Origin of the sequence: Parabacteroides goldsteinii DSM 19448 = WAL 12034 (assembly GCF_000969835.1) — a bacterium.
GTDB lineage: Bacteria > Bacteroidota > Bacteroidia > Bacteroidales > Tannerellaceae > Parabacteroides > Parabacteroides goldsteinii.
Window position 1 is genome coordinate 1,353,961 of sequence record NZ_KQ033912.1, and the last position, 25,548, is coordinate 1,379,508.

Annotated in this window: 21 protein-coding genes and 1 tRNA gene; 12 read left to right on the top strand and 10 right to left on the bottom strand. The window is 43.1% G+C overall.

All coding sequences use genetic code 11. The features are described 5' to 3' along the window. Window positions 1–842 precede the first annotated feature (842 nt). The 3 genes from HMPREF1535_RS05195 (at window position 843) to HMPREF1535_RS05205 (ending at window position 3,862) form a co-directional block, all read left to right on the top strand. Window positions 843–1,781 (top strand): FimB/Mfa2 family fimbrial subunit, encoded by a 939-nt coding sequence (locus HMPREF1535_RS05195; RefSeq protein WP_046145491.1) that lies wholly within the window; start codon window positions 843–845, stop codon window positions 1,779–1,781. 593 nt (window positions 1,782–2,374) lie between these two features. After that, window positions 2,375–3,043, top strand: coding sequence for an ABC transporter ATP-binding protein (locus HMPREF1535_RS05200; protein WP_007655317.1), 669 nt, complete (start codon window positions 2,375–2,377; stop codon window positions 3,041–3,043). Between the two features lie 18 nt (window positions 3,044–3,061). Beyond that, a complete protein-coding gene (locus tag HMPREF1535_RS05205; protein WP_244275570.1) occupies window positions 3,062–3,862 on the top strand; it encodes an ABC transporter permease in 801 nt (266 codons plus the stop codon). Here the strand turns inward: HMPREF1535_RS05205 and HMPREF1535_RS05210 are convergent. Beyond that, complete coding sequence (locus HMPREF1535_RS05210) at window positions 3,859–5,076, bottom strand: transposase (protein ID WP_046145492.1); 1,218 nt, start codon at window positions 5,074–5,076, stop codon at window positions 3,859–3,861. The two genes, HMPREF1535_RS05205 and HMPREF1535_RS05210, sit on opposite strands and share 4 nt — an antisense overlap. 226 nt (window positions 5,077–5,302) lie before the next feature. On the opposite strand from HMPREF1535_RS05210, the gene HMPREF1535_RS05215 reads away from it, so the two are divergent. Genes HMPREF1535_RS05215 through HMPREF1535_RS05230 form a run of 4 tightly spaced genes read left to right on the top strand, consistent with a single transcriptional unit; the run spans window position 5,303 to window position 9,789 of the window. Continuing rightward, window positions 5,303–5,803, top strand: coding sequence for an ABC transporter permease (locus tag HMPREF1535_RS05215; RefSeq protein ID WP_244275571.1), 501 nt, complete (start codon window positions 5,303–5,305; stop codon window positions 5,801–5,803). Window positions 5,804–5,805: 2 nt separating this feature from the next. After that, complete coding sequence (locus HMPREF1535_RS05220; protein ID WP_046145493.1) at window positions 5,806–7,077, top strand: ABC transporter permease; 1,272 nt, start codon at window positions 5,806–5,808, stop codon at window positions 7,075–7,077. 31 nt (window positions 7,078–7,108) lie between these two features. Next, window positions 7,109–8,470, top strand: a complete 1,362-nt coding sequence (locus HMPREF1535_RS05225; protein WP_046145494.1) for a sigma-54-dependent transcriptional regulator — start codon at window positions 7,109–7,111, stop codon at window positions 8,468–8,470. Continuing rightward, window positions 8,467–9,789: a sensor histidine kinase gene (locus HMPREF1535_RS05230; protein WP_010801718.1), complete on the top strand. Its 1,323-nt coding sequence runs from the start codon at window positions 8,467–8,469 to the stop codon at window positions 9,787–9,789. Before HMPREF1535_RS05225 ends, HMPREF1535_RS05230 begins: the two co-directional genes overlap by 4 nt. Before the next feature lie 2 nt (window positions 9,790–9,791). Here HMPREF1535_RS05230 and HMPREF1535_RS05235 read toward each other — a convergent pair whose 3' ends face one another. The 4 genes from HMPREF1535_RS05235 to HMPREF1535_RS05250 form a co-directional block, all read right to left on the bottom strand. Next, window positions 9,792–10,790, bottom strand: coding sequence for a BF3164 family lipoprotein (locus HMPREF1535_RS05235; protein WP_161799501.1), 999 nt, complete (start codon window positions 10,788–10,790; stop codon window positions 9,792–9,794). Window positions 10,791–10,813: 23 nt separating this feature from the next. After that, a complete protein-coding gene (locus tag HMPREF1535_RS05240; RefSeq protein WP_046145496.1) occupies window positions 10,814–11,707 on the bottom strand; it encodes a slipin family protein in 894 nt (297 codons plus the stop codon). Window positions 11,708–11,712: 5 nt separating this feature from the next. Next, a complete protein-coding gene (locus HMPREF1535_RS05245; protein ID WP_007655329.1) occupies window positions 11,713–12,093 on the bottom strand; it encodes a GntR family transcriptional regulator in 381 nt (126 codons plus the stop codon). Between the two features lie 205 nt (window positions 12,094–12,298). After that, window positions 12,299–12,372 (bottom strand) — tRNA-Met (locus HMPREF1535_RS05250). Between the two features lie 198 nt (window positions 12,373–12,570). Between HMPREF1535_RS05250 and HMPREF1535_RS05255 the strand changes: the two genes are divergently transcribed. The 4 genes from HMPREF1535_RS05255 (at window position 12,571) to HMPREF1535_RS05270 (ending at window position 17,497) form a co-directional block, all read left to right on the top strand. Then, window positions 12,571–12,954 (top strand): START-like domain-containing protein, encoded by a 384-nt coding sequence (locus HMPREF1535_RS05255; RefSeq protein WP_007655330.1) that lies wholly within the window; start codon window positions 12,571–12,573, stop codon window positions 12,952–12,954. 102 nt (window positions 12,955–13,056) lie between these two features. Further along, complete coding sequence (locus HMPREF1535_RS05260; protein WP_046145497.1) at window positions 13,057–14,997, top strand: LptF/LptG family permease; 1,941 nt, start codon at window positions 13,057–13,059, stop codon at window positions 14,995–14,997. Window positions 14,998–15,004: 7 nt separating this feature from the next. Further along, window positions 15,005–16,222 carry a bifunctional 3,4-dihydroxy-2-butanone-4-phosphate synthase/GTP cyclohydrolase II gene (locus HMPREF1535_RS05265; RefSeq protein ID WP_007655333.1) on the top strand — a complete coding sequence of 406 codons (1,218 nt, stop codon included), beginning with the start codon at window positions 15,005–15,007 and terminating at the stop codon, window positions 16,220–16,222. Between the two features lie 81 nt (window positions 16,223–16,303). Beyond that, window positions 16,304–17,497, top strand: a complete 1,194-nt coding sequence (locus HMPREF1535_RS05270) for a pyridoxal phosphate-dependent aminotransferase (RefSeq protein WP_010801692.1) — start codon at window positions 16,304–16,306, stop codon at window positions 17,495–17,497. An 82-nt stretch (window positions 17,498–17,579) separates the two neighbouring features. Here HMPREF1535_RS05270 and tsf read toward each other — a convergent pair whose 3' ends face one another. From tsf to HMPREF1535_RS05295, 5 genes are all read right to left on the bottom strand, one after another. Next, window positions 17,580–18,569, bottom strand: coding sequence for a translation elongation factor Ts (gene tsf / locus HMPREF1535_RS05275; RefSeq protein WP_007655337.1), 990 nt, complete (start codon window positions 18,567–18,569; stop codon window positions 17,580–17,582). A gap of 158 nt (window positions 18,570–18,727) precedes the next feature. Next, a complete protein-coding gene (rpsB, locus tag HMPREF1535_RS05280) occupies window positions 18,728–19,573 on the bottom strand; it encodes a 30S ribosomal protein S2 (protein WP_007655339.1) in 846 nt (281 codons plus the stop codon). A gap of 136 nt (window positions 19,574–19,709) precedes the next feature. Continuing rightward, complete coding sequence (gene rpsI / locus HMPREF1535_RS05285; RefSeq protein WP_046145498.1) at window positions 19,710–20,096, bottom strand: 30S ribosomal protein S9; 387 nt, start codon at window positions 20,094–20,096, stop codon at window positions 19,710–19,712. 5 nt (window positions 20,097–20,101) lie between these two features. Continuing rightward, window positions 20,102–20,557 carry a 50S ribosomal protein L13 gene (gene rplM, locus HMPREF1535_RS05290; protein ID WP_007655343.1) on the bottom strand — a complete coding sequence of 152 codons (456 nt, stop codon included), beginning with the start codon at window positions 20,555–20,557 and terminating at the stop codon, window positions 20,102–20,104. A gap of 276 nt (window positions 20,558–20,833) precedes the next feature. Further along, on the bottom strand, window positions 20,834–21,475 hold the full coding sequence (locus HMPREF1535_RS05295; RefSeq protein WP_046145499.1) for a porin family protein: 642 nt from the start codon (window positions 21,473–21,475) through the stop codon (window positions 20,834–20,836). A 197-nt stretch (window positions 21,476–21,672) separates the two neighbouring features. Between HMPREF1535_RS05295 and dnaE the strand changes: the two genes are divergently transcribed. After that, a complete protein-coding gene (gene dnaE / locus HMPREF1535_RS05300; protein ID WP_046145500.1) occupies window positions 21,673–25,476 on the top strand; it encodes a DNA polymerase III subunit alpha in 3,804 nt (1,267 codons plus the stop codon). Window positions 25,477–25,548: the final 72 nt, after the last annotated feature.

Here is a 25,548-nt window from a genome sequence, read left to right on the forward strand (position 1 = left end):
AATTGCAATATTGTTGTTGCTGACTGGGGTACAGTTATCACGCATGTTACAATTGGTTAAAATTTGACCCTCAATTTTTTATATGCATAAAGGCGTACATCCGGATTGTTCCGCGTGTGCGCCGCTTTTTTTCATATATGCGATTCTCCGTGATAGCTTTACCACCCCTTGTGAGAGTAATACATATGTTAATTTTTACAACATTAGCATTGATTTACCACACTTACATCAACAACAGCGGTAAATATATCACACATGACAGATTTACCATCCTTCTTAAAATAACCAATCCATATCATTCAATCCATCCCCACCAAAAGAAGAGATATTAGAAATAATTGAGCTATCAGTTTATAGCGACGGGAGTAACCAATTCCCCTCTTGAGAGGGGAGACAGGTACAACCAGTCACTATAAATAGCTCAATTCTGATAAGAATAGAAATATCCCCAAAAAAACAGATATACACATTATTATATAGAAAAACCAACAACGCCATCGCCAAATCAACAAATCCCCGCCCCACACAGGTTGTATTCCTATCATATAACATGTATTCATATCACGCCATCCAATATATTTTAATCTGATACATTTTCATTTTAAGAGTATAAAATGATGCTTTTACCACCTTTTGAGAGTTTTACACCACTCAATGTGATACTTTCAGCAACTTCCTTGATCGTTTTAACTTTTATTGTCAATACATTTGATAATCATACCGTTTTTTGTATCTATATTTGCAATGTCAACGAGAGACAAAAGGTTTTGATGAGGGTCTTAACCGGATAGAAAATCTCTCGGACAGTATAGGGTAATTTAAGCATATAAAAAATTAAGGTCATGAAAAAGGGTAGAATTTTCACAAATTGTTTGTTTATTGTTTGCACACTGATGGCAGCAATTTCTTTCACTAGTTGTTCCGCTGATAGCGATTCTTCTTACTCAGGTATTGATGAAAGCGTAATCGAAAACGCTGATTCTCAGACCGAGGCTCCTTTCTCTGTTGTACTGAAAGCTTATTCCGATAACAAAGATATTACTGTTAAGGGTGACGTAGACCAGACTACTCTGTTCGTTTTTGATCAGAATGGTGACTACTACACACAAGTGTCTCTTGACAAAACTTATTTGCTACAGGCAAAACCGGTTGAGATCAGCTGTCCGGGTTCAAAACAGATCACAGTTGTTGCATGGGCAGGTCTTTCTTCCGATAGCGAAAATATCAGCGCCATGAGCAAAGCGAATATTATTTCTGATTTGCAGGTTAGCCTGAAGCAGAATAACGGCGTTGCAGCCGCTTTACCGGGAGATTTATTCTACGGACAGATTACTTTAAAGAACACTGCTACCAAGGCTGGTGTTGAAACTCTAAAAATCGAACGTAAAGTTTCTTCTATTTCCCTGATTACAAAAGGCGTTATTAAAATGCTTGATTCCAGAGAAGGTAATTTTTATTACAAAGTAAAGAAAACAAAAGCTTCTTTTGATCACAACGGTGAATTGACAGGCGAAGAAATTGAATATATCATCCCTGCAACCATGGACGCAAAAGGTAACGTTGTTGCTGACAACACAGCTATTTTACCGGCTTCCGACGTGACTATAGAGCTTTATAAAGATGATAACATGATCCTTTCTTCAAAAAATGTCGAAAATTCGGAGAAAGTGTCTGTAAACGAAGGAGAACAGTCAGAAATCACTTTTGACCTCTCAAAAAACAATTGCAATATTGTTGTAACAGACTGGGGTACAGTTATTCAACATGTTACAATTGGTTAAAATTTGACCCTCAATTTTTTATATGCATAAGGGCGCACATTCGGATAGTTCCGCGTGTGCGCCGTTTTTTTTCATACATGCGATTCTCCGTGATAGCTTTACCGCCCTTTGTGATAGTAACACACATGTTAATTTTTACAACAAAAGTATTGATTTACAAAGACTATATTCACAACATAGGCAAACAGATCACAATTGACATGTTTACCGCCCACACAATAAATCAAAGCAAAGATTGACAGGTACGCCTCTCACGTATGATAGAAATACACATGCTACAAATACAACTAAACATAGTACATTTGTAGACACAATACAATTTGTGAAATTTTACCCTATACTCTGCTTGTGTGAACCCTTAATTCCGCAAGCAAACCTTAATTAATATAACCGTGAGGTTACATAATTAATAAGCCCGCATTCTCAAGTTGTTTATAAACGACAATCTGAGAATGCGGGCTTTTTTTATTCCGGTTTATGGACAAATTTGTCCGTATTCGGACACCCTCCCCATAAAGCGAACACTCATTTTCAACACAATAGGGTTTTGGCATATACATTGTTACTATAGAGACAGATAAACTGAGGATAATATGGAAATAATCAAACTGGAAGGTATAACAAAAGTATACCGCACAACGGAAGTAGAGACCACAGCACTTGAAAATGTAAATCTCACAGTCAGAAAAGGTGAGTTTCTTTCTATTATGGGGCCATCGGGATGCGGAAAGAGTACCCTGCTCAATCTAATGGGATTGCTGGATCTGCCGGATCAGGGAAAAATCCTGATCAACGAGACGGAAACCACACAGATGAAAGACGGAGAAATGGCTGAGTTCAGGAACAAAATGCTGGGATTCGTTTTTCAGAGTTTTCACCTGATCAATTCACTGAATGTACTGGATAACGTAGAACTGCCCCTGCTCTACCGTAATTCAACAGCTAAAAGCCGACGGGAAGCTGCTGAAAAAGTATTGGAGAAGGTAGGACTATCACACCGGATGAGACATTTACCTACACAGTTATCGGGTGGACAATGCCAGCGTGTAGCTTTGGCACGGGCCATTGTCGGGAATCCGCAGATCATTCTGGCGGATGAACCAACCGGAAACCTGGATAGTAAAATGGGGTCGGAGATTATGGAACTTCTGTTTCAGTTGAATGAGGATGGTACCACCATAGTAATGGTCACGCATGACGAGCATATTGCCGAGTCAACGCAACGCATTGTCCGTTTTTTCGATGGAAGACGAGTTGAATAATTTTATAAAGGAACCACTATGTACAGGATATATTTCAAACAGGCGCTGCTGATGCTGAAACAAAACAAGTTTATCAGCGCCATCGCAATTATAGGAACGGCACTGGCAATCATGATGATCATGACAATCATCGTGGCCGATGAAATAAAAGGTATCAGCGCCCAACCGGAAATAAACAGGGAGCGAACCTTACATATCAACTACCAGGTAAAAAAAGACACGACAAAAAACAGCTGGCAATCGGGCAGTCTATCGTATGATATCGTAAAAGATTACCTGTACCCGTTGAAAACTCCCCGATATGTTTCGGCCGTTACATCAATACATCCCAAACGTCCGTCCACACTGGTCAGCCGGGAAGGATCCAGCGAGATTATAAGTGCAGACCAAAGGCTCACCGATGCCACTTACTGGAAAATATTTTCTTTTTCTTTTATAAAGGGACGTCCGTTCAACGAAGGGGAATTTAATTCCGGAATATCTGTCGCAGTCGTTTCTGAAACGCTGGCAAAAAAAGCATTCAAAGGAGAAACAGCACTCGGACAAACGATTCTGGTTAACTTCAAACCGTACCGGATCATAGGAATCGTGAAGGATGTATCGCCGGTATTCAAACGGGCTTACGGAGATCTATGGGTACCCTATTCATCCCTGAAAAAAGAATACCTATATTTCGATGTGGTTATAATGGCTGAAAAAACCAGCGATTTTGCGGCAATAACCGCAGAGGTGAGAAACATGGAGAAAAAATACAACACAGAGAATGCTCCCTGGACGCTTTATATGAACAATAGTTCGTTAAAAATTCGCCACGCCTAAGCGGCTCTGGCAGTAAATAAAATGAGTTCTTTGAAAAGTTTGTCAATAACTTGCATGTCTGGGTTAATCCCGAACACGCAAATAAATCGTTCAAGCATATAAGCATTGTGTATGAAAGACTTGCAGGAGGATATGGAATAGGTTATTCCGAGCCTCTTACATGCGGCTTTGGCCAAGTTGACAGCTGCAAGCGACGCATTGAAGTGAAAATCCAACTTTCTGAAGTCGGTTGACTGACAGTTGGTGATTCCCGCATGCTGCTTGCCATCTCTAAAGCAAAATTCCAGCTGGAACCTGGTTCTGTAATAATCCAGAACCTCACGTCCATCCATCGAATCGTCTGTAGAGAAGTAAAGTTGCCACTTGTCTGTCCTTCCGTCCATCGGATACCAGACGGATAAGGAAACATACCTTTTGAGAGCTTTTGCATATACCCTCAATCCGTATAGTTTTCCCTTGTTCACCTCGTATTCCTTGCACCGGGTCAGATCCAGATTGGCAAAGTCAATCCTGCCGTCAAACCACTTGGGATGACCACGTTTCCCTGTTTTCTTTTCCAATGTCGGATAGTACAGGATTACATCATTCCTAAAGCGGCTGATGACATGGAAATCGTTCTCACACATAGGCGTTATGAAAGTTTCCTTGGAAAAGAATGCGTCTGCAACCACCGTTCTGGATATGCTCTGTATCTTGTCTTTTTTGCTGATAAGATAGCTGCTGTACCAGTCAACGAGGTTTTTGCCCATATTATCCAAGGTCTTACAATCCGGCGTCTGAATGGAACCTAAAGTCATGCAATCATGGTTGTCGATGTCAATGACCCCGATGCCCAAGATTTCCAATCCTCGCTTATAATCTCCTGCACAACCAGACCAGAAGTAACCTATCCAAGGTGTCTTCTTGCCTGATTTGGGGATATAGGAAGGATCGATGGCGATGGCTTTTCTTTTACCTGTGAGATGCTTGCTGATGATAGAATCATTGAACGCAAACCAGTCGAAAGTTTCATTCTCAAAAAGGCTACGGTATGTCTGTTCCGAAAAACGTCCATACCTGCCCAATTGGAGGAAGTTTATACGATCAGGGATAGCCATGAATAATTTCATTGCATCCATGAACGTTTTTTCAAAAGGTTTTTGTATATTCACGACTGATTTGAGAGCCGAGAGGCACTCAAATTGGTATTGCATAAGGAGTGTTTCTTTAGTCATAATCAGATGAGTGCAAGATTTCTAATTTACTAAAAACCAATGAATTATGCAATACTTTTCACCTTTATTATCAGCAGGTTAGCACTCTTTTTTCAGCACATTTCTTCATGCTTAACCATTCGTTTTTGACAACATTTCAATGACCTCTTTAGTGTTTTCGAACCAGCTTTTGCCGGTTCTATTGTTTAACTTTTAATTTTTCGGTAAAAATTTACCGAAGTATTGTATGAAAGGACCGTTGAACAATCAATTCTATCAGAAAGACATCCGGGGAAACAGCGTCGAGGATATTACGAAATCGATCACCATCCAGAACAGGAAAATGATCTTCATCCTGCTGATACTTTTGCTGATACCGGCAATCAACCTCTCAGGACTAAGCCTTTCGCGCATGAAAAAACGAACGGAAGAAATCGGGATACGGAAAGCGTTCGGTGCAAAAAGATACACGATCCTGATACAGGTGCTTTTTGAAAACCTGATTACTTCGCTGATCGGTGGGGTGATCGGTCTGATCCTGTCGTACGTTATAGTATTCCGGATGCGGGACTGGCTGCTTGATATTCCGTCCGGCAGTACAATACCGGTCAATACGCTGATTTCCATTCCGGTCCTGCTGGCGGTATTTGCCGTCTGCCTGGTCATCAACCTGCTTTCTGCAGGAATACCGGCCTACCGGGCTTCACGGATGAAGATTATTAATTCACTCAATCAAAATGATAACTGATTATGATACGCCACATATTTAAAATCATCTGGAACGAACGTAAAACGAATGCGTGGATCACCCTGGAGTATGTACTTGTATTCTGCGTACTCTGGTTTTGCGTCGATTATCTTTTCTATATGGGAAAATGCTATTTTGAACCGAATGGTTTCGACATAGAACATACCTATCAGATCAATATGCAGAGAAAGCCGGCAGACAGTGCCGCATTTCCGACAGAAGACGGGCCGACGGAAGAGACGGACAAACAAGCGCTGGCTATGACTTTTCTGAATCGTGTAAACAACTATCCGGGAGTGGAAAGTGTGAGTTTTTCGAAATGGGGCGCTCCTTTTGCCTGGTCGAATTATATGAGCAGTTATTATATTAATGAAGACACAGCCAACATGGTAACCCTACGGATGAGATGGGTCAGCGACAGTTTCTTCGATGTGTTCAAAATAAAAAATACAGTCAAAGAACACAGCGATTGGGGAATACCGGGAACAAGAATGATCGTGATCACCCCCAGCCGGAACGGGGAGTTCGGTTCTTCGGAATATGCTGTACCGCTATCCGACGTAAAACAATTAACCGCTACCCATGACAAGGCGGTCTACACTATTATCGGAACTGCCGATAAGATGAAAGACAGTTACTTCGATTCTTTTTACAGCAATATGATACAACCGCTGGATAAAAAAGAATATGATCTGGCGAATATGCAGATATATATCCGTGTGAGTCCGGGAGTCGACAATGATTTTGCGGAACGGTTTACCCGGGAAATGCGTGACCAACTGATGCTGGGGCCTTATTTTCTGGCTTCCGTCTTTTCATCGACGAAAAATGCAAGAGAAATGAACTGGCCGACAGGCGACCTGAACGGGATATATGCCATCACCACTTTTCTGATCCTGAATATATTCCTGGGGATTATCGGGACATTCTGGTACCGGACGCAGACACGCCGGAGCGAAGTCGGTCTGCGGCTGGCACTCGGGGCAACCCGGCAGGGAGTAAAACAGATGATTTTCGGGGAGACATTACTGATATTATTTATCGCCAGTATGGTAGGTGTAAATATCTGCCTTAACATCAACCAGACGGAGTTACTGGAATTGCTGGACATCCCTATCTCCAACAGAATGGAGGCAGGCATAGGAATGGAACAGGAGTTTATCAACTATGTATTGACTTTCGGTCTGTTGGCAACGATATCCCTGATAGCCGTATGGTACCCGGCCCGACAAGCCGCAAAGATTCCTCCGGCAGAGGCCCTACGGGATGAATAAAATTTGTAACTTTGATAAATAATAAACGAATATGATACTTATCTGCGACGATGATACAACGGTACGGACTTCGCTTACCCTGGTCCTGAAACGGGCCGGATATGAGGTGGCTACGGCAGCAAACCAGCAGGAGGCCATTGATTTCGTGCGCCATACCTGTCCGCAATTGATCTTGATGGATATGAATTATAGCAACACAACGACCGGGGAAGAAGGACTGGAACTGCTTGCCAAAGTACGGGTATTTTGCCCGGCAGTCCCGGTTATCCTGATCACGGCCTGGGGTTCCATCAACCTCGCTGTCCAGGGCATACGTGCCGGTGCTTTCGATTTTATCACGAAACCGTGGAACAACCTGGCTTTGCTGAAAACAATAGAAACAGCCATACAACTCAGGGACAGCGAAGAAAAAAATCCGGACCCGAAAAACGGGAAAACGGAAAGAACGGACCGTTTTGACAAGATCATCGGCAGATCTCCCCTTCTGCAACAGGTTTTAAATACAATCTCACGCATCAGCCAGACGAATGCCCCTGTGCTGATCACCGGCGAAAGCGGCACAGGTAAGGAACTGATAGCCGAAGCAATCCACGAAAACAGCGGCCGGCAAGGCAAACCGTTTATCAAAGTCAATCTGGGAGGCATTTCTCAGTCGCTGTTCGAAAGTGAAATGTTCGGTCATAAACAGGGAGCTTTCACCGATGCCCGCCACGACCGGACCGGACGGTTCGAGCTGGCGGACAAAGGGACGATCTTTCTGGATGAGATCGGGGAACTGGATCTGGTTTGCCAGGTAAAACTATTGAAAGTTTTACAGGACCAGACCTTCGAACCGCTGGGCGAGAGCAAGCCCAGGCAGGTGGATACCCGTATCATCTGTGCGACAAACAAGAATCTCCCGGAGATGGTGGCGCAAGGTACATTCCGCGAAGACCTGTTCTACCGGATCAACCTGATCACCATACAGATGCCAGCTTTACGCGAACGTCCCGAAGACATTCCCCTGTTGGTTGAATATTTTGCCCGCAAACAGGCTGAACAAAACAATCTGCCTGAAGCGGAAATATCGCAGGAAGCATTCGGATATCTGAAAAAACTGCCTTTCCACGGAAATATCCGCGAGCTGAAAAACCTGGTGGAACGAACAATTCTTATCTCAGGAAAGGATGTCATCACAGATATTGATTTCAAACAGCAATATATTGAAGTTCCTGCCAGCCAACCTGCCGGCGGGAATACAATCCTCTCCCTGGAAATGGTGGAAAGGAACATGATACAAAAAGCGGTCGAATTGTATGGTTGCAATCATTCCAGGATAGCTGCGGCATTGGGACTGAGCAGACAGACTTTATACCGCCGCCTCGAAAAATACGACATTAAACTTCCCGAATGAAATCGAAATGGATATTCTGGACGATCACGGCCTTTATCGCTTGTATATCGAGTGGTATAGGGTTCGTTTTGTTCCGGAATGAACCGATTCCTTTCTGGGTGATACAGTGCATTGCCATTTTATCGCTCCTGCTGGCGACCTTTATCTATCATAAACTGGTCAAGCCCTATCACATTCTGCTTAGCGGAATGCAATTACTCAAAGACCAGGATTTCTCAACCCATTTACGTCTGGTCAAAAATAAAGATGCCAACGAACTGATCGGGATTTTCAACCGGATGATCTCACAGTTACGGAGTGAACGGCTGGCAGTACGCGAAAAAAACCAGTTCCTTGACCTGCTTATCCACGCATCGCCACAGGGGATTATTATTCTGAACTTTGATAAACAGATCGTAGAAGTAAACCCTTCGGGGTTGAAACTATTAAACATTTCCGATATTTCAGAAATTAAAGGGAAGACTTTCAACGATTCCACATTCGAACTGGCCCCTGCTTTAGGGCAATTAAAACAGGGCGACGATATGATGGTCCGCAATTCGGTAAACAAAGTGTACCGTTGTATCCGTTCGTCTTTTATTGACCAGGGATTCAACCATCCTTTTATATTGATTGAAGAGATCACGCATGAACTGCTTAAAATAGAGAAAGATTCATACGAACGCATCATCCGTATGATGTCTCACGAGGTAAATAATTCGGTCGGGGCGATCGGTTCCACGCTGAATGTTGTCGCCGATATTTTCAAGCAGGACGGGAGCAACAAATGGGAATATGTGTTGCCGGCTATCGAGGCCTCTTTCGACCGTTGCGGACATCTGGCCAGTTTTATCAGTAACCTGGCGCAGGTTATCCGCATACCCGAACCGACTTTTTCCCTGATCTCCCTGAATGAGCAGGCCCGTTCGGTGTATTCACTGACCAGCATCGAATGCCGGCAAAGAAATATAGAATTGTCTTTATCCCTGACCGATAATGATCAATATATCCACGTAGACGGCATCCAGTTTGAACAGGTTCTGGTCAATATCATCAAAAATGCTTACGAGGCAATCGGGGAAAACGGCAGGATAAAAATCAGTACCCACCATTCCCCTTTATCCATTATCATAGAAGACAATGGTCCCGGAATAAGCGAGGAGGCCAAACAAAAACTTTTCACCCCCTTCTTCACCACCAAATCTTCCGGACAGGGGATCGGCCTGATGTTTGTCAGAGAGGTACTGACAAACCATCGATGCCGATTCAGCCTGTCGACAGAAGAGGGTTATACCCGGTTTAAAATATTCTTTCCCACTGCCGATGGCACATATTCATAAAACTATGACAGTCCTTTTAATTTGTACATTAATAAATAATCTTCCGGTTCTCCGTCTTCTGTTGCTCCATAAAGAGTGAAAGTTTCTTCGTCCACAGCAAAGTTACTCGGACACTTTCCTTCCAAATAATATCGGATTATTGGATTACCGTCCAAATCAAATACTTCAAGAAAAGTTCCCTTAGTAAAATTTTCGCGATGTTTCTTCCATGATCTTCCCAAAAACATAGCATAGAAATAACGCTTACCTAAATATCCTCTAGTATAACTAATTTTGACATCATCATAATTATCTCCTGTAATATCAGTCGGATCATCATACTCAAATTTCACTCTTTTGACAAGGTTAAAGGCAGTATCCATAAAATCAATCTGCTTCTTATAACTGTAACAAAAAACAATATGGTTTTCACTCGCATATACCTCACCTTTATCAGGATCTAACGAATAATCCAGTATGTTCGGATTTCTGTATGTCCATATCTTCCGTGGCAATGAATCTCCCCTAGCTAAAAGATACAGACTGGGAATAAGCATATACTTAGGATCTGCAATATATAAAGAATCATTAATAAAGACAGCATCATAGAGGGCATTGTCATAAACCAGTTTCTGGGATTCTTTGAACACAGGTTGTCCGTTTCGATCTATATCGAAACGAATAACCTCATTTTTTCCAAAATCACCTATAAGAATACCCGGGAGCTGCGTTTGAAATAATGACGGAGATATAAACTCTCCCGGCCCTTGTCCTTCTGTACCAAAAACCCATTTCAATTCATGGCTGGTAAGATCATATATATGAAATATACTATCATGCATCTTCCAATTTTTTAAAATAAGAAAAGGAGACTTTATTTCTACCAGCATAGGATTGGTTATCCCCTGCAAAGGCATTAATTCCTGTGTCAATGTTTCTTCGAGGGGAAAACCGGAACCAATCGAACTACATGAGGCTAATAAACAGCAACATAATACTAGAATAAAAAGGTAAACTCGCATAATCGCTATTTTTAAGACAAATATCATTCGTGTGCAAACGCCTCGTTGCTTTTTGCCAACGAAACCAATCCTCCCATGGCACCCAGGTTCATGGAATCGAGCGCCGAACTGGGGACAATAACCATAGAGCCTTTTTCTTTCAAGCCTTCAAACAACATATTCATTCCCCTGAGATGCAGGGCTACCGGATTATTCGTGTACTTTCGACTGGCTAGTTCAAACTTTTCGGCAATTTCAGTCTCCGCCGTTCCCAGGATGACACGTGCTCTTCTTTCACGCTCGGCTTGTGCCTCTTTACTCATGGCGTCGGCCAGATCCTGAGGTATGGCGATGTCGTTAATACCAACGGTTTGACAAGTGATTCCCCAAGGATTTGTGTTCCGATCCAGAACATGTTGCAAGTCTTCGGCTATTTTATCACGTTCCTGCAAGAGAGTAGATAATTCATGTTTACCGATCGTATCTCTTAAACCGGTCTGTGCAATATGCTCAATGGCTCTTTGATATTCCTGAACTTCCAGAGCCGCTTTTTCAACGTCCCAAACCGTCCAGTACACAACAGCATCCACATTCACCGGTACCGTATCTTTGGTCAGGGTCTGCTCTGCCTTAAAGGCGCTTACTCTCACACGTTGGTCGATATAGGCAGAGACACTGTCAATAATAGGAATAATCATGAATGGACCAGGACCTCTTAAACCTTTGAATTTACCCATTCGTAACACCACTGCCCGCTCCCACTGGTCGGCAATGCGGATAGAAGTAGCCAATAATCCGGAAAAGAGGATTAAGAGCACAAAGACCTGAACATTTACAATCTGTAAAACAGACAGAATGATCGATACAGAAATCAATACCAGCAATACTGTAAGAGAAATTGGATTAAACCATCCCTTGTTAATTACATTTGTTGTCATAACTATTATTTTTTAGAGGTTTCAATGTCTTTCAATTCCCGCATGACTTCATCCAGATTAAAGCCATAACTAAACGCTACAGAAGAAAACTGCATGCAAATCTCTTTCAGCTTATCTTCCCTTTCCTTTTCCGACACCACATTTTCTGTTTTGTTGATAAAAGTGCCGGTACCTTGCTGAGTCTCCAGAATATTTTTGATCTCCAATTCTTTATACGCTTTGGATACCGTATTCAGGTTTACCTTCAGTTCCACAGCAAGTGCCCTGACTGTAGGAAGCTGTTCACCCAATTTAAGTTGTCCGGATGCTATGCCAAATATGATCTGGTCGATAATCTGACGGTACACCGGTACGCCGCTGGAATAATCCAATAAAAACTTAATCATATAGATGTATATTATATTATAGAAACATTGTACTATTATTATATGACAAAGATACAAGAAAAATCACTCCACCAAACTTTTTAGCAATATTTTTTCAAAAAAAGTACATTTCGCAGGATTTATCCGGATAATAGCTTAAATGGAGAGATTAGAAACAGAGGAGATACAAACAAAAAAGGCTTACAATTTCTTGTAAGCCTTTCAGTAGCGAGACCCGGGATTGAACCGGGGACCTCATGATTATGAATCATGCGCTCTAACCAGCTGAGCTATCTCGCCATCATATCGTCAACTTTTCTTATTGACGCTGCAAAAGTAGAGGTTATTTTTATATTATGCAACACTTTTGCGAAAAAAAATCTTTTATTTTTCAGGGCTTTCAGCTAAGGCGTTAAAAATTAGATGCTTTTTTACTCTAATAATATTGGGAAATATGAATCTTTTGAGTAACTTGCTGCGCAAATAATTGTATGAAAGATGAAAAAAGAGAAGTTTCATATCGAATACATTTTCGATAAAGTTTCGCGACGAAGTTTATGGAATCACCTCACTACCCCTCCAGGATTGTCTGCCTGGTTTGCTGATGACGTAACGATCAATGACAACACGTATGTTTTTAAGTGGAACAGGGATGAGCAGGAGGCAGAAGTTTTGTCGGTAAAACCGGAAATTAGTATCCGCTACCGGTGGACAGACGAGGAAGAAGATAATGTTTACTTCGAATTTTTAATTCACACGGTTGAACTTACCGGAGCAACTGCTCTTGAAATAACCGACTTTGCCGAGCCGGATGAAAAGAAAGATTCAATCAATTTATGGGACTCACAAGTCTATGAATTGAAACGTACACTCGGGATTTAGGTTGTTTTAGAGAATTATGTAATGTTCTTATCGTTTTTTACACTACTTTTGCCCCGTCAACCCGGATAGGCAATGTTGAAGATAAAACGATTATATACATTTATGCTGCAGACTTTCCTGCCGTTGTTCATTATGACCTTCGGTATCTGTCTGTTTATTGTACTCATGCAGTTCCTTTGGAGGTACATAGACGACATGGTGGGAAAGGGACTGGGGATTCCTGTGCTCGGCGAAATGTTTTTTTATGCTGCTTTATTCCTCCTCCCCATGGCTTTACCTTTGGCCATTTTGCTTGCATCTCTGATGACTTTCGGCAACCTGGGCGAACGCCTGGAATTGCTGGCGATGAAATCTGCCGGAGTATCGCTGATACATATCATGCGGCCGTTGATCATCACAATCGGGATTATCAGTATCGGCGCTTTCTTTTTCCAGAACAATGCAATGCCTGTCGTACAGGTGAAACTATATTCCCTTCTCTACTCCATGCGCCAGAAGTCGCCGGAACTGGATATTCCGGAAGGTGTATTCTATGGGGAAATTACGGGATATAATGTATATGTAAAAGAAAAAAACAATCAGACCGGATTACTGAAAGATGTCATGATCTATGACTATTCCAAAGGTTTCAATAACGCACGTGTGATCCTTGCAGACTCCGGCAGACTGAAAACATCTGCGGACAAGCTGTTTCTGGTCTTATCCCTTTTCAATGGGGAGTCGTTTGAAAACCTGTCCGAAGGCCAGACAGGCAGCAACAACCGGAAAACAGCTGTTCCTTACCGCAGGGAGACATTCAGCACCAAAGATATTCTGATAGATTTCGATGCAAACTTCACCCGCACGGATGAATCTTTTATGCAAAACCAATATATGGGTAAGCAGCTGAAGGATTTACAGACCTCTATTGACTCCATGACCGTACGGCTCGACAGCATCAAGGCGATCAATTCCAAAAATGTGTATGACATGTCTTATAAAAAGACATTCTCCAAACCCAAAAGGGAGTTATCCCAACAGGCAGAAACGGGAACCGGCAATACTGCAACAGCAAACGACGCTGATTCTCTCACCAAAATATCAAACGAACCGGTCAAAATAATCAATTTCGACAGTTTGTATAAAGCCGAAGCACCAAGCGGGCAAGCCGCCTTATTGGTCCGTGCCAAATCAAACATTGAAAGTGTAAAGGCCGATTATTATTTCAAAGCTGCAACATTAGGAGACGAGGCTTACAAAGTACGCCGCCACCTGACTGAATGGCATAAGAAATTCACCTTATCTTTCGCTTGTATGGTCTTCTTCTTTATCGGTGCCCCACTGGGAGCGATTATCCGTAAAGGAGGACTGGGAATGCCGGTCGTTATTTCCGTAATCCTGTTTATATTCTATTATATTATAGACAATATCGGATTTAAAATGGCACGCGACGGTATATGGGAAGCCTGGGAAGGAATGTGGCTGAGTTCCGCTATTCTGGCACCACTAGGGATTTTCCTGACTTATAAGGCTGTTAATGACAGTGTCATATTGAATGCAGACACCTATCTGAACGCCATAAAGAATTTTATTGGTAAACGGGCCGGACGTAAGGTGGAGAAAAAAGAGGTAATCATTTTTAATCCGGACTATGCAGCTATGTTGCCGCGCCTGGATAAGCTGGCGGAAAACTGCGCCGAATATCTCAAAAGCCATAAACGTTGGTTGAACTATTTCACTTTCTGGAAACAAGGCGGAAAGGATCATACGGCAGAACAGCTGGCTACAGAAATGGAAGGTATCATTGAAGAACTGGGTAACTCCGATCAGAATCTAGTACTAAACAAACTGATGGATTATCCTGTTATCGGCGGATACAACCAACTGAATGCAAATCTCAACGGAAAGATCGGACTGGCATTCGGTATATTTTTCCCGATCGGACTTCCGGTCTATTTGCTTGCTACATACCAGCGTAAATTATTACGCCATGATATACAAGTAGTACAAAAAACAAGCCGCGAATTGGAAGATATGATCCGGAACTTAGAAATTAAAAATTAAAACAGATATGAGTGAGATCAAATTAAACACCATCGAAGAAGCAATCGAAGATTTTCGTGAAGGTAAATTCCTGATCGTTGTTGACGACGAAGATCGTGAAAACGAAGGGGACTTCATTGTTGCTGCGGAAAAGATAACGCCCGAAAAAGTAAATTTCATGATGACATACGGTCGTGGTGTATTATGCGCCCCGATCACCGAAGAACGTTGCCAGGAGCTGGACCTGGATATGCAGGTTGCCAGAAACACCTCTATGCTCGAGACACCGTTCACCGTAACTGTCGATAAACTGGGTGGCGGTTGCACGACCGGTGTATCCATGTTCGACCGTGCCGAAACGATCCGTGCACTGGCTGATACACAGACAAAGCCTTCTGACCTGGGACGTCCGGGACATGTGAACCCGCTGCGAGCCCGTTCACGCGGTGTACTCCGTCGTGCCGGACATACCGAAGCAGCTGTCGACCTGGCCCGCCTGGCCGGCCTCTATCCTGCCGGGGCATTGATCGAGATCATCAATGAAGACGGAACAATGGCACGTCTGCCGCAATTAGTGGAAGTAGCTAAAAAGTTCGATATCAAGATCATTTGTATTAAGGATCTGATTGCCTACCGCCTGAAAACAGAGTCCATTGTTGACAAAGGTGTAGAAGTCGATATGCCGACCCAGTACGGTCATTTCCACCTGATCCCTTTCCGACAGAAAAGTAACGGATTGGAGCATATCGCTCTGATAAAAGGCGATATATCCGGAGAGGAACCGGTATTGGTTCGCGTACATTCATCTTGTGCAACCGGTGATATTTTCGGTTCTATGCGTTGCGAATGCGGCGAACAGTTGCACAAAGCCATGCAAATGATTGAAAAAGAAGGACGCGGAGCTATCGTCTACCTGAACCAGGAAGGACGCGGCATCGGCCTGATGGATAAAATGAAAGCTTACAAACTTCAGGAAGAAGGATTGGATACGGTAGACGCCAACCTGCATCTGGGACACCAGGCTGATGAACGCGATTATGGCGTCGGAGCACAGATCCTGAAGCACATCGGCATTACCAAAATGCGCCTGATGACAAACAATCCGATCAAGCGTGTAGGCCTGGAAGCTTATGGTTTAACAATTGTGGAAAACGTTCCTATCGAAGTCACTCCGAACAAATATAATGAATTTTATATGAAGACAAAAAAGGAGCGTATGGGACATGTTCTCCATAACATCAAATAATTAGCAATTTGTTGCAAAGAATCCGATTATTAATTACTTTTGTCGCAACTATTTAAAATAACCTATACAAACAGCATTGTTATGACACAAGTTTCAGATCGTTTAGCAAGTTTATCGCCTTCCGCTACGTTGGCGATGTCTCAGAAGAGCAATGAGCTCAAAGCACAAGGTATCGATGTTATCAACCTGAGTGTGGGAGAACCTGATTTCAACACACCTGATCACATCAAGGAAGCAGCCAAGCAAGCGGTAGACGACAATTTCTCTCGCTATTCTCCGGTTCCCGGTTATCCGGCATTACGCAATGCTATCGTTACCAAGCTGAAGAATGAAAACGGGTTGGAATACGCAGCTACACAGATTTCCTGCGCGAACGGAGCTAAACAATCCGTTTGTAACACAATTCTGGTGTTGGTTAATCCCGGAGACGAAGTTATCATTCCGGCACCGTTCTGGGTAAGCTATCCTGAAATGGTCAAACTGGCTGAAGGTAAACCGGTAATCGTTACAGCAGGTATCGAACAGGATTTCAAGATCACTCCGGCACAGCTGGAAGCAGCTATCACACCGAAGACAAAGGCGTTGATCCTCTGCTCTCCGTCCAATCCGACTGGTTCTGTTTACAGTGCAGAAGAACTGGCAGGTTTGGCTGAAGTATTGAAAAAACATCCGGATATCATCGTTATTGCTGACGAGATCTACGAACACATCAACTATATCGGCAAACATCACAGTATCGCTTCTGTCGACGGCATGAAAGATCGCACCGTTATTGTAAACGGCGTATCCAAAGCATATGCAATGACAGGCTGGCGTATCGGTTTCATTGCCGGACCGGAATGGATCGTGAAGGCTGTAAACAAATTACAAGGTCAATACACCTCAGGTCCTTGCTCTGTCTCCCAGAAAGCTGCCGAAGCTGCTTACACAGGCTCACAGGAACCGGTTGAAGAAATGCGTAAAGCATTCGAACGCCGTCGTGACCTGATCGTTAATCTGGCTAAAGAAGTTCCGGGATTCGAAGTAAATAAGCCGGAAGGCGCTTTCTACCTGTTCCCGAAATGTAGCTACTATTATGGTAAAGCTGACGGAAACAACACAATCAAAGATGCTGACGACCTGGCTATGTATCTGCTGGAAAAGGCACACGTTGCCTGCGTAGGCGGTACTTCATTCGGTGCTCCCGAATGTATCCGTATGAGTTATGCTACCAGCGATGAAAACATCGTGGAAGCCATCAAACGTATCAAAGAGGCTTTGGCTGAACTGAAATAAGAGAAAGTAAACTTTTATATATAGAAAAAGGGACTCCGAAATAATCGAAGCCCCTTTTTTATTTTATTCTGCTAACGCAAAATTATTCAGCGCGCAAAGTGAAGCGTTTGAATGCAAGAATCTGCAATTCAGGATCTGCTTCCTTCATTGTTTCTTTTACAGTCTTTTTGCCATCCATGATATCTTCTTGGTTCAGCAAGCAAACTTCTTTCAAGAATTTGCTAAGACGACCTTTAGCGATGTTCTGAATCATTTGTTCCGGTAAATTAGCAGCTTTTTCAGCAGAAACAGTTGCGATAATTTCCTTAGCCTTAGCTACGTCTTCAGCAGTAATCCAGCCCTTAGCCATATTGCTTTCCATATGGTCTTCGCTATCTACATGTGAAGGATTGATACCTGCCTTCTTCAAAGCAACTTCAACAGCCTTCTGTACCTGTTCAGCCTTTGTCTTTTCAATTGCCACCTGTATTTCAGCTTCTTTTACTGATTCAGGAACACCAGCTTCATCGATAGCGATAGGATTCATGGCAGCGATCTGCATAGCGATGTTGTGAGCAGCTTCTTCTGATTCTTTGTTGAAAGCAACGATCGTACAAAGCTGATTTTTACCCATATGGTTATAAACAGTAGTGTAAGCACCTTCTACCACATTATAACCGTCCAGTTCCATCTTTTCGCCAGTGATACCGCTACGGTCAGTAACAGCGTCCTGAATAGTACCTTTACCCATAGGCAAAGCCTTTACTTCATCCAAAGTCTGACATTTGTTAGCCACAGCAGCATCCAGGATAGCCTGAGTCAAAGCAACGAAATCTTCGTTCTTAGCAACAAAGTCTGTTTCGCATTTCAAAGCGATAACAGCGGCGAACCCGCCATCTTTCTTTGCTAACACACAACCTTCTGCAGCGTCACGGTCTGAACGCTTAGCGGCGATAGCCTGTCCTTTTTTACGGATAATTTCCATTGCCTTTTCGATGTCGCCATCAGATTCGGTCAACGCTTTCTTGCAGTCCATCATACCAGCTCCACTCATCTTGCGCAGCTTGGTAATATCAGCCATAGTTACAGCCATAATCTTATTTCCTTCTTATTTAATGTTTATACTCTTTCTACTTCTTTATTAACGAACAATGGACAATTACCTATTGACAATCTCTTACTGTCAAAAGCCAATTACCCATTGTATTTATATTCTAATTGTCAATTGTCAACCGGCAATTGTCAACTGAATTATTCTTCGATATCCTTAGCGTACTTGTCGGCAACTTTAGCGTTCAAAGCTTCTTCGTCTTCCTTCTTAGTACGTTCTTTCTTTACAGCAGCTTTAGCTTTGCGTTCTCTTTTAGCGCCTTCGCCTTCACCTGCTGCTTCTGTATCGATCTTTTCAGCTTTGCGTTCCTGCAAACCTTCGTTCATAGCTTCGCAGATAGCGCCTAAGATAACTTCTACTGATTTAGTAGCGTCGTCGTTAGCCGGGATCACGTAGTCGATGTTGTTCGGGTTTGAGTTAGTATCAACCATACCGAAAACAGGGATACCCAGACGGTTGGCTTCGCGAACTGCGATATGTTCTTTCATCACGTCAACAACGAACAAAGCAGACGGAAGACGAGTCAGGTCTACGATAGAACCTAATGTCTTTTCCAGCTTAGCACGCTGACGAGTGATCTGAAGTTTTTCTCTTTTTGACAGGTTATCAAATGTACCGTCTTTTGTCATCTTATCGATAGTAGTCATCTTTTTGATGGCTTTACGGATAGTCGGGAAGTTAGTCAACATACCACCCGGCCAGCGTTCGATAACGTAAGGCATACCTACTGAAGCAGCCTTATCAGCGACAACTTGTTTTGCTTGTTTTTTAGTAGCAACGAAAAGTACTTTCTTGCCCTGTTTTGCCAGGTTTTTCATTACTTCTGCTGCTTCGTCTACTTTAGCAACTGTTTTATATAAATCAATGATATGAATACCATTGCGCTCCATAAAGATATAAGGAGCCATAGCGGGATTCCACTTTCTTTTTAAGTGTCCGAAGTGTACACCAGCTTCTAATAACTGATCAAAATTAACTCTTGACATTTTTTTCTTTTTAAATCGTTTACTTTCTGTTTAATTTTCAACTATCAGGTAGTTCCCCGGCATGTCTGCATGCAAAAGAAATCCCGACAATTTAGATACTAAACGCTTTGTCCTTGTAAGAAACTCACAAATAACATTAACGTTTGCTGAACTGGAATCTCTTACGAGCTTTTGGCTGACCCGGTTTCTTACGTTCAACAGAACGAGGATCGCGAGTTACGAATCCTTCTGCTCTCAAGACAGACTTATCTTCCGGATTAATCTTGATCAAAGCACGAGCGATAGCCAAACGTGCAGCTTCTGACTGACCTTTGAATCCACCACCATCAAGGTTGATCTTGATATCATATTGTTCTTCAACATTCAGCTTTGCAAGCGGCTGCTTAACAATGAACTGAAGGATTGTAGAAGGAAAGTAATTTGCAAGATCACGTTTGTTGATAGTTATCTTTCCCGTTCCTTCGCTAACGAATACGCGAGCAACTGCTGCTTTACGTCTTCCTATTGCATTTACTACTTCCATAGTTATTATTTAAGTGAGTTTATATCGATTGACTTAGGCTGTTGAGCTTCGTGTTTGTGCTCTGTTCCTTCATATACATATAAGTTAGCAAGTAACTTAGCACCCAGACGGTTTTTAGGCAACATACCCTTTACTACTTTTCTGAACAGATGGCTGGCACCTTTCTTCATCAAGTCGTTAGGTGTGTACTCGATCTGTCCACCGGGATATCCGGTATATCTCAAATAAATACGATCGTTCCATTTGTTTCCTGTCAGAACGATTTTATCTGCATTGATAATGATTACATTATCACCACAATCAACATGAGGAGTGAAGTTGGGTTTGTACTTGCCGCGCAAAAGCTTTGCTACTTTTGCACAAAGGCGTCCCAAAGTCTGTCCATCAGCGTCAACGATGACCCACTCTTTGTTTACAGTTGCTTTGTTTGCAGAAATGGTCTTAAAACTTAAAGTATCCACTGCTTAATAAATTAATTAATTAATAACTCTAAAAAACAAGCGCCTAGTTTTTCGCTATCATTATCACTACGGACACTTGACGCAATAATGTGCTAGAAACTAAACCCTTAGTACAATTTGATAATATTCGGCTTGCAAAGGTACGGCTTTTCTTCGAAATACAAAACATTTGTACATCTTTTTCGCATCCAAACGATTATGAGCAGAAGATATACAACAAAAGGGAATAGCCGGAGAGTTATGCTTTTCCCTAATTCCTATTTTAATTGAAAAAATTTACCGGCGGAAATAATACCCCAACGAGAATGTTACATTATTCTGATAAAGGGATGATTCGCCGTCGTGTTTGGTGGTACGGCGGTCGAGTGTTCCGCACAGGGCAGATACGGAGAAGAAGAAATTCGAATATTCTACCTGTAACCCAAGGTTTACCCCCAAGTCGAAAGTTTTAAGATCGGCTTCGCCTGACTGTCCGAAAACGATATCGCTATCCACATTCTTAGTACGCATTTTTCCAAACAGAGAGAAATCGACAGCCGGACCGGCCATCACACTGAAATAAACATCGGTAAACTGAAAGGTATATACCAGATTTACAGGCACAAGAATAGAATAATAGTTACATTTTGTTTTCGGATAAGCTAAATCCGTACCGTCTCCTTCTGAGATTTTTGACAGGTAATTACCACCCTGATGCACAAAAGCGACTTCCGGCTGAAGCGACAATCTTTTATATAAAGGTATCTGAGCCAGTCCCGCCACACTAAATCCGAAACGGGCGCCCGATTGATAATTGTTGTCTATTTTCTGCACCAGCGACGAATAAGCCAAACCACCACGCACACCCCAAGTGATCTGTGCTGTAGCCGGCACAATCATCAACATCACCCATATTATTACCAATCCTATCTTTTTCATATTATATCCTCTTTTCCATGAGCAAAGATAGTTTTTTTTTCTAATGATGATACTTATTCTATGATTTTAACAGATGTTTTCCTGTATGGTATTTTATTTTAGAGGATACCCTCATAAACAGATTTCTAAACATTCACATTATTCAAACAAAAGCTGTACCTTTGTTTGATAAAATATAAAAGCTTTTTCAATTATATATGGAACCATTTATACATCTACACGTCCACACCCAGTACTCGCTGCTGGACGGACAAGCCTCGATCGATGCACTGATTGACAAGGCACAAAAAGACGGCATGAACGCCATTGCTGTTACCGATCACGGTAATATGTTCGGTATAAAGGAGTTCTTCAACAAGGTCTCCAAGAAGAACGGGAAACCGCTTGGAGCCATCAAAGACCTGGAAAAAGAACAGAAAGCCCTCAAAGGGAAAGAAGCTCTTTCCACCGAAGAGCAGGCACGCCTGCAGGAGATTCCATCCCTGATAGAAGCAGAAAAGAAAAAGATATTCAAACCGATTATCGGCTGCGAGTGCTATTGCGCCCGCAACGGAAGGCATAACAAAACAGCGAAGGAAGACCGTAGCGGTTACCACCTGATCATACTGGCTAAAAACCTAAAAGGCTACAAAAACCTGATCAAGATGGTTTCCATCTCTTGGACAGAAGGTTTTTACGGCCGTCCGCGTATCGACCATGAATTACTGGAGAAATATCACGAAGACCTGATTGTCTGTTCCGCTTGTTTGGGTGGCGAAATACCGCAGCATATTATGCATGATCGGATAGATAAAGCAGAAGAATCCATCCTGTGGTTCAAAAAACTGTTCGGAGAAGATTATTACCTGGAAATGCAACGGCACGAAACACACGACCCGAACGCCGATTGCACCACGTATCCCAAACAGCAGGAAGTGAACAAGGTCCTGATCGAACTCGCCCGCAAACATAATGTCAAGCTGATCGCTACCAACGACGTCCATTTCGTTAATCAGGAAGATGCCGAAGCACACGACCGCCTGATCTGCCTCAGTACCGGAAAGGATCTGGACGACCCGACACGTATGCGTTATTCCAAGCAGGAATGGATGAAAACGACAGCCGAGATGAATGCCATCTTTGCAGACATCCCGGAAGCACTCAGCAACACGCTTGAAATAGCAGACAAAGTAGATTTCTACTCCATCGACAGTGGTCCTATCATGCCAACCTTCGCCATCCCTGAAGATTTCGGGACAGAAGAGTCATATCGCGAAAAATTCTCGGAACAGGACTTGTTCGAAGAGTTCACCCGTGATGAAAACGGCAACGTAGTATTAAGCGAAGAAGATGCCAAAGACAAAATAAAGAAACTCGGCGGATACGATAAATTATACCGTATCAAGCTGGAAGCCGACTACCTGAGAAAACTGACATACGACGGTGCAAAGATTTGTTATGGAGACAACCTGAATGATGAAGTCAGGGAACGTCTGGACTTTGAGTTACACATCATGAAAACAATGGGTTTTCCCGGATACTTCCTTATCGTGCAAGACTTTATCGCCGCTGCCCGCGAAGAATTGGGCGTATCGGTGGGACCGGGACGTGGATCGGCTGCCGGATCGGCAGTTGCATACTGCCTAGGAATCACCAAGATCGACCCGATTAAGTATGACCTGCTGTTCGAACGTTTCCTGAATCCGGACCGTATCTCCCTCCCCGATATCGATACCGACTTCGACGATGACGGTCGTGGCGAAGTATTGCGTTGGGTAACGGAAAAATACGGAGCTGACCGTGTGGCACATATTATTACCTACGGTACAATGGCTACCAAATCGGCCATCAAGGACGTTGCCCGTGTACAGAAACTTCCGCTTTCCGAATCAAACCGTCTGGCTAAGCTGGTACCGGATAAGATACCGGATATGAAGAAGTTCAAACTGAAAGATGCGATCAACTACGTTCCTGAACTGAAAGAAGCAGCGACCGGTAACGATCCGTTGGCACGCGATACATTAAAATATGCACAAATGCTGGAAGGCAACGTGCGTAACACCGGTGTACATGCCTGTGGTGTCATTATCGGACGATATGATATTTCGGACGTCGTGCCTGTCAGTACGGCAAAAGATAAAGAAACCGGCGAGGAAATGCTGGTTACTCAATACGAAGGTTCGGTGATCGAAGAAACCGGATTGATCAAAATGGACTTTTTGGGACTGAAAACGTTGTCCATCATCAAAGAGGCTATTGAAAACATCCGCCTGACTACCGGACACGAACTCGATATCGACCATATCAGCCTGGAAGATCCGGCAACCTATAAATTATATTGCGACGGTAAAACGACCGGTACATTCCAGTTTGAATCGGCAGGTATGCAAAAATACCTGAAGGAGCTTCAACCCTCCAAATTCGAAGACCTGATCGCCATGAATGCCCTGTATCGTCCGGGACCAATGGATTATATCCCCGACTTTATCGACCGTAAACACGGACGCAAGCCGATCGAATATGATATACCGGTCATGGAGAAATACCTGAAAGACACCTACGGTATTACCGTCTACCAGGAACAGGTCATGCTTCTGTCGCGTTTGCTGGCAAACTTTACCCGTGGTGAGAGTGACGCTCTGCGTAAGGCGATGGGTAAGAAGTTGATCGACAAGATGAACCACCTGAAATCGAAGTTCATGAAAGGTGGACAGGATAATGGATACGAGGCAAAAACGCTTGAAAAGATTTGGTCCGACTGGGAAAAGTTTGCTTCCTACGCCTTCAACAAGAGCCACGCCACCTGCTATTCGTGGGTTGCTTATCAGACGGCCTTCCTGAAAGCGAACTATCCGTCCGAATATATGGCAGCCGTTCTGAGCCGAAGTTTGTCCAACATCGTCGATATCACGAAGTTTATGGACGAATGCAAAGCAATGGGTATGCAGGTATTAGGACCGGACGTCAACGAATCCATCCTGAAGTTCAGCGTAGACAAAAACAAGAACATCCGTTTCGGGCTAGGCGCCGTGAAAGGCGTAGGCGAATCGGCCGTACTGAATATCATCGAGGAACGGAAGAAAAACGGTCCGTATAAAAATATCTTCGACTTTGTGGAACGCGTCAACCTGACAGCATGTAATAAGAAAAACATCGAATCGCTTGCATTGGCCGGTGCCTTCGATAATTTCGGTATCCAACGCGAACAGTTCTTTGCCGAGACAGGCAAAGGCGAAGTCTTTCTGGATACGCTGGTGCGTTATGGCAATAAGTTCCAGATGGATAAAAACTCAGCAGCAAACTCCCTGTTCGGTGGAGATGACCTGCTTGTAGCCATCGCCAAACCCGAAATTCCGGTTTGCCAGCGTTGGAGTGATCTGGAACGCCTGAATAAAGAAAAGGAACTGATAGGTATTTACCTCTCCGCCCATCCGCTGGATGAATATCGTATCGTTCTGACATACGTATGCAATACGGGCATGGCAGAGATCAACGACCGGGAAAGCTTGAAAGGGCGCGAAATGTTGTTAGGCGGAATCGTAACCGATTTCCGTGAGGGAATGACCAAGACAGGAAAGCCTTACGGAGTAGTTAAAATAGAAGATTTCACCGGCAGTGGAGAGATCGCTTTGTTCGGTAATAACTATATCGAATACAGCAAATATTGCAAACCCGGTATGTACCTGCTCATCACAGCCCGCGTAGAGCCTCGCCGCTGGAACGAAAACGAACTCGATTTCAATATCGGTTCCATCCGCCTGTTGCAAGACGAAAAGGATAAGCTGATCGAAAAAATCAGTATCACTCTGCCGATCCACGATCTCGACGAGCCTACAGTCAATGAATTATCTGTGCTCATCAAAAACAATCCGGGACAGAGCTTGTTATATTTCAAAGTGGTAGATGGCGAACATAATATTTCACAAAATTTCTTCTCACAGAATATCCGGTTAAACGTAACAGGCAAGCTGATTGAGTTCCTGCAGGAGAATTCAACTATTGATTTCAAAATTAACGGGTAAAGTTGTACGGTGTGGAAAGAATTACTACTTTTGGCACCTCAAAAGGGAACAATTTAAATTAGATATATAATT